Source organism: Streptomyces sp. NBC_01304, from assembly GCF_035975855.1.
GTDB lineage: Bacteria > Actinomycetota > Actinomycetes > Streptomycetales > Streptomycetaceae > Streptomyces.
The window spans coordinates 7863208-7880392 of sequence record NZ_CP109055.1; the positions used below are offsets into that span (position 1 = coordinate 7863208).

Consider the following 17185-nt stretch of genomic DNA (forward strand, 5'->3'; position numbering starts at 1 on the left):
CGGGGTGAATCGAACTAGGGATCTGACGGGTCGTCAGTCAAGGGTCGGTGAAATCTGACGGAGTGTTACGCCATGCGATGCACTGACTCCGGAGCGTCATTGCACCTCGCTCGGCGATCCCTTACGTTCCGGTTTGTATCGGATTGTCGTACTGCGTGAATTGCGCCTAGCTGCCCGTGTCGCACTCAGAGGAGCCACCTTCCGTGACGCACACCGTCATCGGCGTCAGCCCGTTCGGCGAACCCGACGCACGCCTTGCCACCGCCGTCAGCCGGGCCGGCGGGCTCGGCCTCCTCGACCTGGGCGCCGGTGACCGCCGTGCCCGCGAGGCGCTCGCCCTGGCCCGCCAGTGGGCGCCCGGAGCGTTCGGCGTCCGCGTCCCCGCCCATTGCGCCCTGCCGCCCGCCGAGCTGGCCTCGCCCGACGGACCGCACACCGTCCTGCTCGCCCCCGACGCACCCTGGCCGATCGGCCAGATCAAGGCCGAGCTCCCGGACGTACGGGTGTTCGCGGAGGTACGCAGCTCCGCCGAGGCCCTTGCCGCGGCCCGCGAGGGCGCCGTCGGACTCGTGGTGCGCGGCAGCGAGTGCGGCGGCCCGTGCGGCGAGCTGTCGACCTTCGTGCTCCTGCAGCGGGTGCTGCACGCCGTGCCCGACATCCCGGCCTGGGCCTGCGGCGGCATCGGCCCGCACACCGCGGCCGCGGCCGTCGTCGCGGGCGCGCGGGGCGTCGTCCTCGACGTGCAGCTCGCGCTCCTCGACGAGGCGCAGGTCAAGCCCGCGGTCGGCGCGCTCCTGCGGACCGCGGACGGCTCCGAGACGGTCGTCGTGGACGGCCGCCGCCAGCTCGACCGGCGCCGCCCCGGCCTCGCCGCCGAACTCCGCGAGGCCCGCCTGCCGCTCGGTCAGGACGCGTTCCTCGCCGCCCGGTTCGCCGACCGGTACGGCACGGTGGGCCGGGCGCTCGCCGCCGTCGAGGCGGGGATCGACGCGGCCGTACGGTCCGACGGCTCGGCCCTGCGCGGCGGTTCGGCCATGTGCCGCGCGCTCGGCACCGCGCTGCCCGTCGCTCAGGGCCCGATGACCCGGGTCAGCGACCAGGCGCGGTTCGCCTCGGCCGTCGCGGACGGCGGGGGACTGCCGTTCATCGCGCTCGCCCTGGCCGGGGCCCCGCAGACCCGGACCGTCCTGGAGCAGACCCGGGCCGCGCTCGGCGAACGCCCCTGGGGCGTGGGCATCCTGGGCTTCGCGCCCGAGGAGGTGCGTACCGCCCAGCTCGAAGCCGTACGCGAACTGCGGCCCACGCACGTGATCATCGCGGGCGGGCGGCCCTCGCAGGCGGCCGATCTCGAAGCCGACGGCATCCGTACGTTCCTGCACGTGCCCTCGCCCGGACTGCTCGGGCAGTTCCTGTCGGCGGGGGCGCGGCGCTTCGTCTTCGAAGGGGCCGAGTGCGGCGGGCACATCGGGCCGCGCAACAGCTTCCCGCTGTGGGAGGCGCAGCTCGCCGTCCTCGAGGACTTCCTCGATGCCACGCCGGACGTCGACCCGCAGGACCTGCAGGTCCTCTTCGCCGGCGGCATCCACGACGAGCGCTCGGCCGCGATGGTGGCCGCCCTCGCCACCTCGCTGACCGGGCGGGGCGTCGCGGTCGGCGTCCTGATGGGGACCGCGTACCTCTTCACCGAGGAGGCCGTCGACTGCGGTGCGATCCGGCCGCTCTTCCAGCGAGCGGTCCTTGCCGCCGAGAGCACCGCTCTGCTGCACACCGCGCCCGGCCACGCCACCCGCTGTGTGCCGAGCGCCTTCAGCGACGCGTACCAGCAGCTCAAGGACGAACTCCGGGAGCAGGGCGTGCCCGAGCGGCAGGCCTGGGAGGAGCTGGAGCGGCTCAACGTCGGACGCCTGCGCATCGCCAGCAAGGGCATCGAGCGCGTCGGCGACGAACTCGTCGACGTCGACGAGCAACGCCAGCTCAGCGAGGGCATGTTCATGGCCGGCGAGGTCGCCGTGCTCCGCTCCGAGACCACGACCATCGCGGATCTGCACCACCAAGTCGCCGACCGGGCAGCCGACTTCTACAAGCGGCGGACCGCCCTGGTGCTCCGTGCCGAGGCCGAGCAGGCCGTCGAGGCCGAGGTTCCCGCGACCCCGGAGTCGCTCGACATCGCCGTCGTCGGCATGGCCTGCATGTTCCCCGGCGCCCCCGACCTGCCCGCGTACTGGCAGCAGATCCTCAGCGGCGCCGACGCCGTCACCGAGGTCCCCGACAGCCGCTGGGACGCCACGCTCCACTACGGCGACGACGCCGAGGCCCACGACATCTCGGCCTCCAAGTGGGGCGGCTTCCTGCCCCGCATCCCCTTCGACCCGCTGGCCTACGGCATCCCGCCGACCTCCCTGGCCAGCATCGAACCCGTACAGCTGCTGGCCCTCGAAGCCGCCCGCCGGGCCCTCGCCGATGCCGGGCTCGACAAGCGGGACTTCCCGCGCGAGCGCACCTGCGTCGTCTTCGGTGCCGAAGCGGGCAGCGACACCTCCAACGCCACCACGCTGCGGACCGTCCTGCCCTCCTACGTCGGCCGCCTCCCCGAGGAGATCGCCGCCCAGCTCCCCAAGCTCACCGAGGACTCCTTCCCCGGGATGCTCGCCAACGTCATCTCCGGGCGCATCGCCAACCGCCTCGACCTCGGCGGCGCCAACTACACCGTCGACGCGGCCTGCGCCTCCTCGCTCACCGCCGTCGACGTGGCCTGCAAGGAGCTGATGAGCGGCGCCGCCGACGTGGCGCTGTGCGGCGGGGCCGACCTGCACAACGGCATCAACGACTACCTGCTCTTCTCCTCCGTGCACGCCCTGTCCCCGACCGGCCGCTGCCGCACCTTCGACTCCTCCGCCGACGGCATCGCGCTCGGCGAGGGCGTCGCCTGCGTGGTGCTGAAACGTCTCTCCGACGCCGAGCGCGACGGCGACCGCGTCTACGCCGTCATCAAGGGCGTCGGCGCCGCCAGCGACGGCCGCTCCCTCGGCCTCACCGCGCCCCGCCCCGAGGGCCAGCGCGCCGCAGTGGAACGCGCCTACGCACAGGCCCGCATCTCGCCCGCCGAGGTCGGCCTCATCGAGGCGCACGGCACCGGCACCGTCGTCGGCGACCGCACCGAACTCGGCACGCTCTCCCAGGTGTTCGAGGACGCGGGCGCCGAGCCCGGCAAGTGCGTCGTCGGCTCGGTCAAGTCGCAGATCGGGCACACCAAGTGCGCCGCCGGACTCGCCGGGCTCATCAAGACGGCCCTGGCCCTGCACACCGGCGTCCGCCCGCCCACCCTGCACGTCCGCGAGCCCAACACCGCCTGGTCCGCCACCAGCAGCCCCTTCGCCTTCCACCAGCGGGCCCTGCCCTGGGCCGAGCCCGCCGGGCAGCGCATCGCCGGGGTCAGCGCCTTCGGGTTCGGCGGCGCCAACTTCCACGTGGTGCTTCGCGGGTACGAGGCCGGGGCGCCGCCCCGCCAGGGCGCGGACGCCTGGCCCGCCGAGCTGTTCGTGCTCCGCACCGGCGCCGCCGCCGAGGAGCTCCTCAAGCTGTGCGCGAAGAACGACCAGGCGGGCCGCCCCTGGCGCCTGCGCGACCTGGCGCTCACTGCGGCACGACGGGCCGAAGGGCCCGGCGGACCGGGCATGCTCGGCGCGGTGGTCGCCGACTCGCTCGACGAACTCCCCGTCCTCGTACGCAAGTTGATCGACGGCGAGCAGGCGGCCGGGGTCTTCCCGGCCGGTGAGCCCGCACCGGAGCAGGGCGAGAACAAGGTCGCCTTCCTCTTCCCCGGCCAGGGCAGCCAGCGGCCCGGGATGCTCGCCGAGCTGTTCGCCGCCTTCCCCGAGACACAGCGGCACCTGCGCGGGATCCCGGCCGACGCGCTGTTCCCGCCCATGGCCTTCAACGACGCCCAGCGCCTCGCCCAGCGGGTCCGGCTCACCGACACCCGGTGCGCCCAACCCGCCATCGGCGCAGTCTCGTTGGCGGCGTACGACGTGCTCACCGGGTTCGGCGTACGCCCCGACATGGCGGCCGGCCACTCCTACGGCGAGCTGGTCGCCCTCTGCGCGGCGGGCGCCCTCGACCCCGCCGCGCTCGGCGGCCTGAGCCGGGAACGCGCCGAATCGATCCTCGCGGCGACCGGTCCCGAAGGCGCGGACCCCGGCACCATGGCCGCCGTCCTCGCCTCCGCCGAGGAGGTGTCCCGGGTCCTCGCTGAGACCGGCCTCGCCGACCAAGTGGTCCCCGCCAACCACAACGCGCCTGCCCAGACGGTCATTTCGGGCCCCACGGAAGCGGTCGCCCGAGCCGTCGACGCGCTGGGCGACGCAGGATTCTCGACCCGCCCGCTCCCCGTGGCCTGTGCCTTCCACAGTCCGCTCGTCGCCGGGGCGGTACCGCGCTTCGCCGGCGCCCTGTCGACGTACACCGTCCGAAGCCCCGAATTCCCGGTCTGGGCCAACCTCACCGGCACCCGCTACCCCTCGGACCCCGCCGGCGTACGCGTCCACCTCGCCGAGCAGATCGGGTCCCCGGTCCGCTTCACCGAGCAGATCGAGGCGATGTACGACGCCGGGGCGCGGGTCTTCGTCGAGGCCGGGCCCGGCACCGTCCTGACCGGCCTGGTCGGACAGGTCCTGGGCGACCGCCCCTACACCGCGATCCCGTTCGAGCCGCGCCCCGACGCCGGTCTTCGCGGCCATCTGGAGGCCCTCGCCCGCCTGGTGGCGGCCGGGGTCCCGGTCGCCGCGGGCCGGCTCTTCGCCGGGCGCGACGCGGTCCTCGCCGACCCGAACGCGGTGCCGAAGCTGCCGGGCTGGACGGTCGACGGCCATCTCGTACGCACCGCCGACGGCGCCCCGCTGCCCGGCGCGCTGCAACCCGCCCGACGCATCAATCCGTCCCTCATGCGCACTCCGGAGACGACTGTGAACAGTACGAACGGGAACGGCCAAGGTACGACCCCGAGCGGAGGCCCGGTCGACGAACGGGACGCCCTGCTCCACGAGTTCCTGCGCAACAGCCGCGAGATGGTGGCGGCGCAGCGGGACGTGCTCATCTCGTACTTCGGGGGGTCGGCGGGGGTGGCTCCGCCGGGGCAGGTGGTGTCGGCCGTAACGGTTGCGCCGGTCATGCCCGAGCTGGTGGCGACGGTCGTCGAGGCCGCGCCGGTGGCTCCCGCGGTGGTCGAGGCCGTGGTCGCGGCGCCGGAGCCGGCCCGGGTCGACGTGCTGCCCACGGTCCTCGCGGTGATCGCGGAGCGTACGGGCTATCCGGTGGAGATGATCGAGCCGGATCTGGACCTGGAGGCGGATCTGAGTGTCGACTCCATCAAGCGGACGGAGATTGCCGGGGAGTTGGGGCGGCGGCTGCTCGGGTCGGGGGTGGACCTTCGGTCGTTGCCGGACGCGGAACTGGAGGAGCTGACCCGGGCGCGTACCGCGGAGGGGATCGCCCAGTGGCTGCGGCCTCGGGTGGGCGGGGCTTCCGCCCCGGTCGCGGCGCCGGTCGGGGCTCCGGCTCCTGTACCGGTCTCGGGCTCGGTCTCGGGTGAGGCTCAGACCGTCCTCGCGGTGCTCGCGCAGCACGCGGGGGCAGGGCAGTCGAGCCCGGTGGCCCTGGCGGCACCCGAGGTCCCCCCGGCCGATGCGCCCGTCGATGTGGCGCAGACCGTGCTCGCGGTGATCGCGGAGCGTACGGGCTATCCGGTGGAGATGATCGAGCCGGATCTGGACCTGGAGGCGGATCTGAGTGTCGACTCCATCAAGCGGACCGAGATCGCGGGGGAGTTGGGGCGGCGGCTGCTCGGGTCGGGGGTGGACCTTCGGTCGTTGCCGGACGCGGAGCTGGAGGAGCTGACCCGGGCGCGTACGGCTGCGGGGATCACGGAGTGGCTGCGGGCCCGGGTGCCGGGCGGTGGTGCTCCCGCTGTCGAGGTCGTACGTGGCTCGGGGGAGCCCGAAAGCATCCCGGTGCAGGGGCTCCCCGAGGTCGCGGCCCCGGCCGTGGTCGAGCCGGCCGAGCCCGGCGGGTTCGAGCGGGCCGAGTCCGGCGGGTTCGCGTCGGACCCGGTCGAGCGGGACGAACTCTTCGAGTTCGAGGCCGACTTGGTCGAGCCGGAGGAGCACATCGGGTTCGAGCCGGACGAGCCCGTCGAGATCGTCCCGGAGGCGATCTTCGCGGATGCCCCGGAGCAGGACACGGACTTCGCGCTGCAGCCGCCGCTGGACGCTGAACTGCCACCGGTCGCGGACACGCCCGTCGCAGGCGAGCTCCTCCGGCCGACGACGCTCACCCCGGCCCCGGCCCCGGTGGTCGACGCCCAGCCGGAGGCCCCCGCGTTCGAGCCGGAGCCCGAGCCCGCCCCCGAACCCCTCTACGGCCGGGCCCCCAAGCGCTTCCTCCTTCGCCCCGTCCCCCTCGACCCGGCCCCCGCCCCCGGCGCCCACGCCGCCCGCGATCTGCGCGGCAAGCGGTTCCTCGTGGTCGGGGACGGCACCCCCGTCGCGCAGGCCGTCGTCACCCGGCTGACCGTCCTCGGGGCGCTCGCCAGGCGCGGCGAAGGAGAGCCCGACGAAGGCGCCCTCGACGGGCTGATCCACCTCGGCGCGCTCTCCGGTCAGGAGCCCGCCCTGCCCGCCGCCTTCCCCGTGTTCAAGGACGCGCTGCGGCGCAGCCCCCGCTGGCTGCTCGCCGCCACGCACACCGGGGACACCAGCGGCCTCGCCGGGTTCTTCCGTACGGTCGCCCGCGAGTACCCGGACACCGTCGCCCGCACCGTCGAACTCGACCCCGCCCGGAGCCCCGCCGACCAGGCCGAGGCCCTCGTCGAGGAGCTCCTGGCGCCCGACCGCGAGCCGGTCGTCCTGCGCACGGACGGCACGAGGCGCGGTCTTCAGCCGTACGAGACGCACCTCGGACTGCTCGCCACCGCGGGCTCGGGACCGGCCGGCACCGGCATCGCGGAGGCCGCCGTCCTCGGGCTCGGCCCGGAGTCTGTCGTCGTCCTCGCCGGTGGCGCCCGCGGCATCACCGCCCGCTTCGCGATCACCCTCGCGGCCGCGGCCCGCTGCCGCATCGAACTCCTCGGGCGTACGGAACTCCCGGACGGACCCGAAGAATTCGCCGACGCCCGCACCAAGCCCGAACTCCGCGCCGCCCTCGCCGCCCGCGGCGGCATGCGCCCCGCCGAGATCGAGCGCACCGCGTCCCGCATCCTCGCCCAGCGCGAGGTCGCCTCCACCCTCGCCGAGATCCACGACGTGGGCGGCCAGGCCGGCTACCGCGCGGTCGACCTGCGCGACGCGGAGGCCGTCCAGCAGGCGGTCAAGGAGACGTACGCGACGTACGGGCGCATCGACGGAGTCGTCCACGCGGCCGGCGTCATCGAGGACCGCCTGGTGGCCGACAAGGACCCCGACTCCTTCGAGCGGGTCTACGGCACCAAGGTCGACGGCGCCCGCACCCTCCTCGCCGCCCTGCACCGACTGCCCCAACTCCCGCGTTTCGCGGTCCTGTTCGGCTCCATCTCGGCCGTCTACGGCAACCGCGGCCAGATCGACTACGCCGCCGCCAACGACGCGCTCGCCCGTCTGGGCCGCCGCTGGCGCGAGGCCACCGGGAGCCGGACGCTCACCGTCCACTGGGGGCCCTGGGCGCCGACCGGCGCGCACGGCGGCATGGTCAGCCCGGAGCTGGGCCGCGAGTACGCGCGCCGCGGCATCGAGCTGATCGACCCCGAGGAGGGCGTGCTCGCCCTGCTGCGGGAGCTCGCCTGGGGCGAGGGGTACGAGGACGAGGTCGTCTACACCGCTTCGGGTTGGTGAGCCGCCGCGATGACACCTGCCGATGCGAGACCTGCCGATAGGGACCTGTCGACGTGAGACCTCAAGAACCCGTCGCCATCGTCGGGATGGCGGTGACGCTGCCCGGCGCCGGTGACCTGGAGACGTACTGGCGCAATCTCGTGGACGGCGTGGACGCCATCTCCGAGGTGCCGAAGGCCCGTTGGGACGCGGACACGTACTACGACCCGGCGGGCGGGCGGCCCGACGCGATCTACTGCCGGCGCGGCGGTTTCGTCGACGGCCTCGCCGACTTCGACCCGACGGCCTTCGGCGTGATGCCGGACTCGGTCCCCGGGACCGAACCCGACCAGCTGATCGCCCTGCGCACCGCCGCGGCCGCGCTCGCCGACGCGGGTGGCTCGCTGCCCGACGACCGCTCCCGGGTGGGTGTGGTCCTCGGCCGAGGCGGCTATCTCACCGACGGGCTCGCGCGGCTCGATCAGAGGGTCCGTACGTCCGGCCAACTGGTGCGTACGCTCCGGGAGTTGCTGCCCGAGCTCGGCGAGGAGCGGCTCGACCAGGTCCGTACGGCCTTCTCGGCGGCGCTCGGCGGGGCGGACAGCCCCGAGTCGGTGATCGGCCTCGTGCCCAACTTCGCCGCATCCCGCATCGCCAACCGCCTCGACCTGCGCGGCCCCGCCTACACGGTCGACGCGGCCTGCGCCTCGTCCCTGGTCGCCCTCGACCAGGCCATCGCGGAGCTGGCCGCGGGCCGCTGCGACGTGATGCTCGCGGGCGGTGTCCACCACTGCCACGACATCACCCTGTGGTCGGTCTTCAGCCAGCTCCGAGCCCTCTCGCCCTCCGGGCGCAGCCGCCCCTTCCATCGGGACGCGGACGGCGTGTTGATGGGTGAGGGCACGGGCGTGGTCGTCCTCAAGCGGCTCGCGGACGCGGAGCGCGACGGGGACCGGGTGTACGCGGTCGTACGCGGTGTCGGCGTCGCCGGTGACGGGCGCGCGGCCTCCCTGGTCAACCCCGACCCAGGCGGCCAGGCCCGCGCGGTCCGCCTCGCCTGGGCGGCGGCGGGCCTCGACCCTTCGGCGCCCGGTTCGCTGGGCCTCCTGGAGGCGCACGGCACGGGTACGCCCAGCGGGGACGGGGCCGAAATGGCCACGCTGGCCGAGGTGTTCGGGCGCTCCTCGTCCCCGGACGCGGTGATCGGCTCGGTCAAGTCGATGATCGGCCACACGATGCCTGCGGCGGGCGTGGCGGGTCTGGTCAAGGCGGCCCTTGCGATCCATCGGGGCGTACTGCTGCCCACCTTGCACTGTGAGGATCCGCATCCGGCGCTGCTGGAGACAAGGTTCAGGCCTGCTGCGCAGGCGCGGCCCTGGGAGGGGGAGGTCCGCAGGGCGGCGGTGAATGCATTCGGCTTCGGCGGGATCAATGCTCACGTCGTGCTGGAGGGGGTGGCAGGGGGAAAATCAGCCCCTCCGGCGTTTGAGGAGCGGGGTCCGGGGCGGAGCCCCGTGACGCTGAGGCAGACAAAGCCCATGGAGGTGGCCGAGCCTCCGGCTCTTCTGCGCCTGGCGGCAGCCACCCCGCAGGAGCTCGCCCGGCTCCTCGACGCGGACGATGCCGCGCTGCGGGCCATGCCCGCTCCCGGCGCCGACGCGGGCCCCTCTCGGGTCGCCATCCTGGACCCCACCCCCCGCCGCCTGGCCCTGGCCCGGAAAGCGGCAGCGCAATCCCGTGCCTGGGGTGGGCGCAGTGACGTATGGCTGGCGCCCGAGCCCCTGCTCGGACCCGGCGGAGGGAAGACCGCCTTCCTCTTCCCCGGCCTGGAGGCCGACTTCGAGCCGCGCGCGGACGACATCGCCGCCCACTTCGGGCTGGCCCGGCCCGACTGGCAGGACGCCCGCGTCGGCGATGTGGCCGAGCACGGTGCGGCCGTCGTCGGCCTCGGGCGGCTGCTCGCCGACGCGCTCGCCCGGACGGGCATCGCCCCGGACGCCGTGGCCGGGCACAGCGTGGGGGAGTGGACCGCGATGGTGGTCGGCGGGATGTTCGACGACGCCGAAGTGGACGCGTTCCTGAGGGACTTCGACCCCTCCGTGCTGCGCGTACCGGGCCTCGCCTTCGCCGCGTTCGGCGCGCCCGCCGAGCAGGTCGAGGCGGCGCTGCCCGCGTTCCCCGGAGCCGTCCTGTCCCACGACAACGCCCCGCGCCAGTCCATCGCCTGCGGCCCCCGCGACCAGGTCGAGGCCCTCGCGGAACGGCTGCGCGGCGAGGGCGTCCTGGGCCAGGTGCTGCCCTTCGAGTCGGGCTTCCACACGCCGATGCTGGCCCCGTACCTGGGCCCGATCGAGCAGGCCTCGCTCGGCTTCACACTGAGCCGTTCGCGGGTGCCGGTCTGGTCGGGCACGACCGCGGCCCCCTTCCCGGAGGGCGACGCCGCCGTGCGGGCCCTGTTCCTGCGCCACCTCCTGGAACCGGTCCGCTTCCGCGGCCTCACCAGGTCCCTGTACGACGCCGGCTTCAGGGCCTTCGTCCAACTGGGCACGGGCCAGCTCCCGGCCCTCGTCGGCGACACCCTCGCCGACGCGCCCCACCTGTCCCTGACCGCGAACTCGCCCCGCCACAGCGGGCTTTCGCAACTTCTCCGGGTGGCGGCGGGCCTGTGGACGTACGGCGAGGCCCCGGACTTCGACGCGCTCGATCCGACCTTTGATTCAGCCCGTCCGGCTCCTCACTCAGCCTGTCCGGCGTTTGAGGACACCGCCCGAAGGGCGGAAGGCTTCGCAGAATCTCGGGAAGGGGCGGGGAGGGGAACAAGAAGGCCCGACCCGACCCGCGCGGTACCGATCACCCTGGGCTCCAGCCTCGTCTCCCTCGACACGGCGACCCGCGACAACCTGCGCGGCGCACTCGCGAGGAGCGCCCCCGCAGACCGCGCCCAGGGCGAACTCGCCGCCGTGGCGGCCAAGTTCCCGGCCGCGGCGGAACTGCACGCACTGCTCACGGAGACGGCCCAGACCGCAGCGGCCCTCTTCGCCGCGGGCCAGGGCCAGGGCCAGGATCAGGGCCGGCCCCCAGCCGTGCTCGCGGCCCCGCCGGCCCCACCGGCGCCCCGCCCCGAAAGCCGGCCCCGGCCCGCCGGCCCCCTCCACATCTCCACCACGACCATGCCCTACCTCCTCGACCACTGCTTCTTCCAGCAGCCCCCCGACTGGCCCGACCTCGCCGACCGCTGGCCGGTCCTCCCCGCGACCACGATGGTCCAGCTCATGATCGACGCCGTGCCCGGACAGGGCGGGCGCGAGGGCGTCACCGTCGCCGTCGAGGACGCGCGGTTCCTGGAGTGGGTCGTCGCCGAACCCGCCGTCGACGTAGAGATCAAGACGCACCCCGCCGGCCCCGGCAGGCACACCGTCGAGTTCGGCCGCCACGCCCGCGCCACGCTGCGTACGGCGGCAACGTACGAGCAGCAACCGGCCGGCGCCCCCTGGCCGGTCCCCGGCGACGAGCGGCAACCCACCGTCTCCGCCGAGGAGATGTACGACGAGCGCTGGATGTTCCACGGCCCGCTCTTCCGCGGCGTCACCCGGATCACCGCCCTCGGCGACCGCCACGTCCGCGGCGTGCTCACCGCGCCCCCGGCGCCCGGCGCACTCCTCGACAACGTGGGCCAGCTGCTCGGGTACTGGCTGATGGCCTCCCGCAGCGACCGCACCGTCGTCTTCCCGGTCGGCATCAAGGAGCTCCGCCTGCACGGCCCGCACCCCGCCCCCGGCACCGCGCTCGACTGCCACATCCGGGTCACCGCGCTCACCGAGACCGTCCTTGAGGCGGACGTCCAGCTCGTCCGCGACGGCCAGGTCTGGGCCGAGATCCGCGGCTGGCAGGACCGGCGCTTCGACTCGCCGGAGCAGACCGAGGCGGTCAAGCGGAAGCCCGCCGAGCACACCCTGTCCGAGACGCAGCCCGGCGACTGGCAGCTCGTCTTCGAGTACTGGCCCGACCCGGCCTCGCGCGAGCTGTTCATGCGCAACCAGCTGGCCGGCGACGAGCGCACCCAGTACGCCCAGCACCCCCCGCGCGGCAAGCGCCAGTGGCTGCTCGGCCGGATCGCCGCCAAGGACGCGGTACGCCGCCACCTGTGGGCCCACGGCGAGCCGGGGCCGATCTACCCCTCCGAGGTCCGGGTCGTCAACGAGCCCAGCGGCCGGCCGCGCCCCGAGGGCGTGCACCGGCGGCAACTGCCGCCGCTGGAACTCTCGTTGGCGCACTGCGGCGAGGCCGCCGTCGCCCTGGCGCGGCCGCACGACGCCGCCGGGAACGGCGTCGGTGTCGGCATCGACATCGAGGAGATCGTGGAGCGCCCGGAGTCGACGTACGACGCCGTGCTCGCGCCCGCCGAACGCGCCCTGTTCCGCGAGTTCGGCGGCGGGCCCGAGTGGCTGACCCGGTTCTGGGCCGCCAAGGAGGCCGCGGCCAAGGCCGAGGGCACCGGGATGGGCGGCCGGCCCCGGGACTTCACCGTCGTCGCGGTGACCGGGGACGCCCTCGATGTCCGTACGCCCTCCGGCCGCGTACGCCGCGTACGGCACACGGTGACCGCCAACCCGCCCGGCCTGCCCGCCAGGACGTACGCCGTCGCCTGGACGGTCGGTACCACCGCCCCGGATGCCCCCACCGATCCCGCCGACTCCGCCGACTCCGCCGACTCCGAGGAGAACACCGCCCCATGACCAGCCCCGCGACCCGCACCACCCACTCCGTCGTCGGCGAAGACGCCGTACTCGCCGAGATCACCGAGGCCCTGCGTGCGGTCCTCGACGACGTCGAGATCGACGAGGACTTCCCCATCACCCTCGACACCCGCTTCGTCGAGGACCTGGACCTGGAGTCCATCGACCTCGTCACCCTCACTGGCGAGCTCAGGCAGCGCTACGGCGAACGCGTCGACTTCCCCGGCTGGTTCGCCTCGCTCGACCTGTCCGAGATCATCGGCCTGACCGTCGGGCAGCTGGTCCGCTACATCGCGGGGCGCCTGCAGTGACGAAGGTCGACGCGGGCGGCACCCGGCTCAACGTCGAACGCCTCGGGGACGCGGGGCCGGGCGCCGAGACCGTCGTCTTCGTCCACGGCATCGCCACCGACAACCTCACCAGCTACTACTTCACCGTCGCCCCGCACTTCGCCGAGGCCGGCTACGACGTCGTGATGTACGACCAGCGCGGCCACGGCCGCAGCGCCCGCCCGCCGCACGGCTACACGATCGAGGCCTTCAGCGGCGATCTCCGCGCGCTGCTCGACGAGTTGGGCATCCAGCGGCCCGTCCACCTCGTCGGCAACTCCTTCGGCGGCACCGTCGCCCTCGACTACGCCCTCGACCACCCGGACCGCGTCGCCAGCGTCCTCATGGTCGAGTCGGAGCCACCCACCGCGGCCTGGGCGCAGAAGATGAGCGGCCTGCTCGCCGGGTCCGCGTACAAGCTGCACGACGAGCGCACGCTGCCCTGGATCGAGGAGACGTACGGCCGCCACGAGGCGCGCCTCGTCCGCTGGGCGATGCGGCTCCTGCACGGCACCAGCGTCGCCGAGGACATCGCGGCCAGCCGCATCCCCGACGAGGACCGCTGGCGCGCGCTCGACGTGCCGGTGCTCGCGGTGTACGGCGCCGAGTCGGACCTCGCCGAGATGGCCCCCTGGCTGGAATCGCTGCTGCCACGCTGCCGCACGCTCGAAGTCGAGGGCCATGGCCACTCGGTCCTCGTCGGCACGCCGCAGACGGTGGGGCCGCTGCTCCTCGACTGGGTCCGCGACTCCCACAAGGAGCTGGTGGGCGCGGCGGAAAGGGGCGTCCGATGAGTCGCTTCCTCTTCGTCGTGCCGCCCCTCGTCGGGCACATCAACCCCGCCGTCAGCGTCGCCGCCGAGCTCGTGGCGCGTGGGCATCGGGTCGCCTGGGCCGGACTGCCGCGTTTGGTCGAGGAGTTGGCGGGGCCCGAGGCCGAGGTCTTCCCCTGTGACATCCCGGGTGTGGTGGAGCGGCCGGCCGAGCTGCGCGGGGCCGGGGCGCTGCAGTTCCTGTGGCAGGAGTTCTTCGTGCCGCTGGCCGAGGCGATGGTGCCCGGAGTGGAGCTGGCGGCGCGGGAGTTCCGGCCCGATGTGATCGTCGCCGACCAGCAGACCCTCGCGGGCGCGCTGGTCGCGGAGCGGCTCGGGATCCCGCTGGCCACGTCGTCGACCACGTCGGCGGAGTTCAGCCAGGCCCTGGCGAGCATGCCGAAGATCGGGGAGTGGATCGCGGGCCTCACCGCGGACCTGCGCCGCCGCTTCGGCGATCCCGCCCGCAGCCACGACCCCCGGCTCTCGCCCGACCTCGTCCTCGCCTTCACCAGCGAGGAGCTGGCGGGCGACTGCGAGATCCCGCCGCAGGTGCACTTCGTCGGCCCGGCCCTCACCCACCGGCCGGCGCCACCCGACTTCCCCTGGGCCTGGCTGGACGAGTCCCGCGCCACGGTCCTCGTCTCGCTCGGCACGGCCAACACCGACGTCGGGGCCCGCTTCCTGACCGAGTGCGCCGCGGCCGTACGCGCACGGGGCAGGCGGATCCAGGCGGTGATCGCCGACCCCGGCGGCGTACTCACCGACGAGTCCGACACCGATGTCCTGGTGCTGCCCCTGATCCCCCAACTCGCCTTGCTGGAAAGGGCGTCGGCGGTCATCAGCCACGCCGGCCACAACACCGTCGCCGAATCCCTGTGGCACGGCGTACCGCTGGTGGTCGCGCCCATCCGCGACGACCAGCCGCTCATCGCCGGGCAGGTCGTCGCGGCGGGGGCGGGCGTCCGGGTCCGGTTCGGGCGGGGCGACCGGCGCACGGTGGGGGCCGCGCTCGACGCCGTACTCGACGAGGACGGCTACCGCGCCGCCGCCCGGCGCATCGGGGACTCCTTCCGCGGGGCCGGCGGGGCCGCCGCGGCGGCCTCCCACCTCGAAAAGCTCGCCCTCTGAACCGGGCCGGCCCACCAGCCGGCCGCGTACGACCGGCCGATCAGCCACGGACGACCCGCCACCCAGCCAAGTACAGCGACAGGAGACCCCCGCCATGGCACAGACCGAGCAGGCCGCCCCCGCGTCCGCGGCCCCCGCGCCCCAGGACGTCGCCAGGAAGCGCCCCGCCTACCTCAGCGAACTGGCCCGCGGCACCGACCGCTTCCACGAGCCGCGCCGCGCCGACTGCCCCTGGTGCGGCTCGCACCGGCTCGGTGTCCGGCTGCGCACCACCGATCTGATCCAGCACAAGCCGGGCACGTTCACGGTCGACCGGTGCGCCGACTGCGACCACTCCTTCCAGAACCCCCGGCTCACCCCGGAGGGCCTGGACTTCTACTACCGGGACTTCTACGACGGCCTCGGCGGCAAGGAGGCCGAGAAGCTGTTCGGCGCCGAGTCCAGCACCAAGCGGTACCTGTCCAGCACCCGCGCGATGCGGACCCACATGGAGCCGCAGAGCTGGCTCGACGTGGGCACCGGACACGGGCACTTCCCCTCGGTGGCCAAGACGCTCCTGCGGCACACCAACTTCGACGGCCTCGACCTGAGCGACGGCGTGGAGGAGGCCGTCACGGAGGGCCGGATCCGCGAGGGACACCGCGGCTTCTTCCCCGAGCTCGCGGCCTCGCTCGCCGGGCGCTACGACGCGGTCAGCATGTTCCACTACCTGGAGCACAGCCGGGACCCGCGCGCCGAACTCGAGGCCGCCAAGACGGTGCTGCGCCCCGGCGGCCACCTGATGATCGAGGTGCCGGACCCCGAGAGCCGCTACGCCAAGCTCCTCGGCAAGTGGTGGTGCTCGTACTTCCAGCCGCAGCACCTGCACTTCGTACCGCTCGCCAACCTCCGCAAGGAGCTGGAGAAGTCGGGCTTCACGGTCGTCGGGGTGGAGCGCCGCGAGCCGCACATCCCGTTCGACCTGACCACCGCGGTCGCCCTCTGGCTCAACTGCCGCTTCCCCAAGGCGGACCTGCCCTGGCGGGCGAAGGCGGCCACGGCCTCCCAGCTCAAGGTGCGCAAGGTGGCCTGGTGGGCCGCCCTGCCGCTGCTCGCGGTCACCTACGGCCTCGACATGGTCCTGCCGCCCCTCATCACCCGCATGGGCTTCTCGAACGCGTACCGGGTGATCGCGCGCAAGAACCGCCGCCAGGCCCCTACCGGAACCTGATCAGGGTCACCGCCGGCGAGAACGAGCGGTACACCGGGACGCGGTGCTGGTGCTGGATGAGCCGGCCCAGCGTGCCGCGTCCCGGTGGCATGTGCAGGGCGCGCACCTCGGCGATGCCCGGGTGCGCCGAGTGCAGCTTCTGTCGCTCGTCGGGCGCCATCGACCAGTGCATCGGCGGGATGGTCAGGCTGCCGATGCGCAGCTTGCCCTCGCGGGCGAGCGAGGTGACCCAGCGGGGCATCGAGTCGAGGACGAGCACACCGCCGGGCAGCCGCTCGGCGCAGGCCGCGATGATCTCCCGTACCTCGGCGGGCTTCAGATACATCATCAGGCCCTGCGCGGTGACGATCGTGCCGCGCGAGGGGTCCTCGATCTCGTCGAGCCACGACAGGTCGGTCGCCGAACGCGCCACCACGCGGTGCCGGGGGTCGGCGGGCAGCAGCCGGCGGCGCAGCTCGGCGCCGTCCGGGAGCTCCACGCTCAGCCAGTCGAGCGTCCCGTTGTCGACGCGCCAGAAGCTGGTCTCCAGGCCCTCGCCGAGCGCGACGACGGTCGCTTCCGGGCGGCGGGCCGTGTAGTTGGCCACGGACCGGTCGAAGCAGAGCGAGCGCAGGCCCTGGGTCTGCGCGAAGAGCGGATGGGGCGGGCCCAGCTTCTCCTCGAAGGGGTAGTCGAGGCTGTCCACCAGCTGCACGGCGAGCGGATCGCGCAGCACGGCATCGGGCCTGCGCGCCTCGCACGCCCGGTTCCACAGGGTCCACAGCAGGGTCTCCGGCACGCCGTCCAGCTGGGGCCGTACGCGTTCCTCGGTGAGTGTCATGCAGAGCAGCCCATGCCAAGGGCGCCCACCGGGCAAGCCGACACGAGCAGGCGGGGGAGGGTGTCAGCCGCGCGGCTCAGGCTTCGAGGGCCGCCCGTTCGCCGTGGACGAGCTCGTACGCGTACGCCGCCACCTCGGTCTGCAGCTGCAGCCTGAACTCCGCGGCGTACGTCCGCACCTCGTGCCCGTACTCGGCCGTCCCCGCGCGCAGTTCGCGCCCGAACTCCGCGACGTCCGCGCGCAGCGCCGCGCCGTACTCGGCCGCGTACGCCACCACGTCGGTGCTCGCCGGAACTTCGAGCTCGCCCAC

At 74.0% G+C, this 17185-nt stretch carries 8 protein-coding genes; 6 read left to right on the forward strand and 2 right to left on the reverse strand.

What is annotated here, in order from left to right; all coding sequences use genetic code 11:
- Positions 1–203 precede the first annotated feature (203 nt).
- From OG430_RS34960 to OG430_RS34985, 6 genes are all read left to right on the forward strand, one after another.
- On the forward strand, positions 204–7859 hold the full coding sequence (locus OG430_RS34960) for an SDR family NAD(P)-dependent oxidoreductase (protein WP_327356648.1): 7656 nt from the start codon (positions 204–206) through the stop codon (positions 7857–7859).
- Positions 7860–7912: 53 nt separating this feature from the next.
- Positions 7913–12574, forward strand: coding sequence for a polyketide synthase (locus OG430_RS34965; RefSeq protein WP_327356649.1), 4662 nt, complete (start codon positions 7913–7915; stop codon positions 12572–12574).
- Positions 12571–12885, forward strand: a complete 315-nt coding sequence (locus OG430_RS34970) for an acyl carrier protein (RefSeq protein WP_327356650.1) — start codon at positions 12571–12573, stop codon at positions 12883–12885. The genes OG430_RS34965 and OG430_RS34970 overlap by 4 nt, the downstream gene beginning before the upstream one ends.
- Entirely contained in the window at positions 12882–13697 is an 816-nt protein-coding gene (locus OG430_RS34975; RefSeq protein ID WP_327356651.1) for an alpha/beta fold hydrolase, read from the forward strand. Before OG430_RS34970 ends, OG430_RS34975 begins: the two co-directional genes overlap by 4 nt.
- Entirely contained in the window at positions 13694–14845 is a 1152-nt protein-coding gene (locus OG430_RS34980) for a glycosyltransferase (RefSeq protein WP_327356652.1), read from the forward strand. Before OG430_RS34975 ends, OG430_RS34980 begins: the two co-directional genes overlap by 4 nt.
- Positions 14846–14939: 94 nt before the next feature.
- Positions 14940–16055 carry a class I SAM-dependent methyltransferase gene (locus OG430_RS34985; RefSeq protein WP_327356653.1) on the forward strand — a complete coding sequence of 372 codons (1116 nt, stop codon included), beginning with the start codon at positions 14940–14942 and terminating at the stop codon, positions 16053–16055.
- Here OG430_RS34985 and OG430_RS34990 read toward each other — a convergent pair.
- Positions 16042–16875, reverse strand: coding sequence for a class I SAM-dependent methyltransferase (locus OG430_RS34990; RefSeq protein WP_327356654.1), 834 nt, complete (start codon positions 16873–16875; stop codon positions 16042–16044). The two genes, OG430_RS34985 and OG430_RS34990, sit on opposite strands and share 14 nt — an antisense overlap.
- 76 nt (positions 16876–16951) lie before the next feature.
- Positions 16952–17185 (reverse strand): hypothetical protein, encoded by a 234-nt coding sequence (locus tag OG430_RS34995; protein ID WP_327356655.1) that lies wholly within the window; start codon positions 17183–17185, stop codon positions 16952–16954.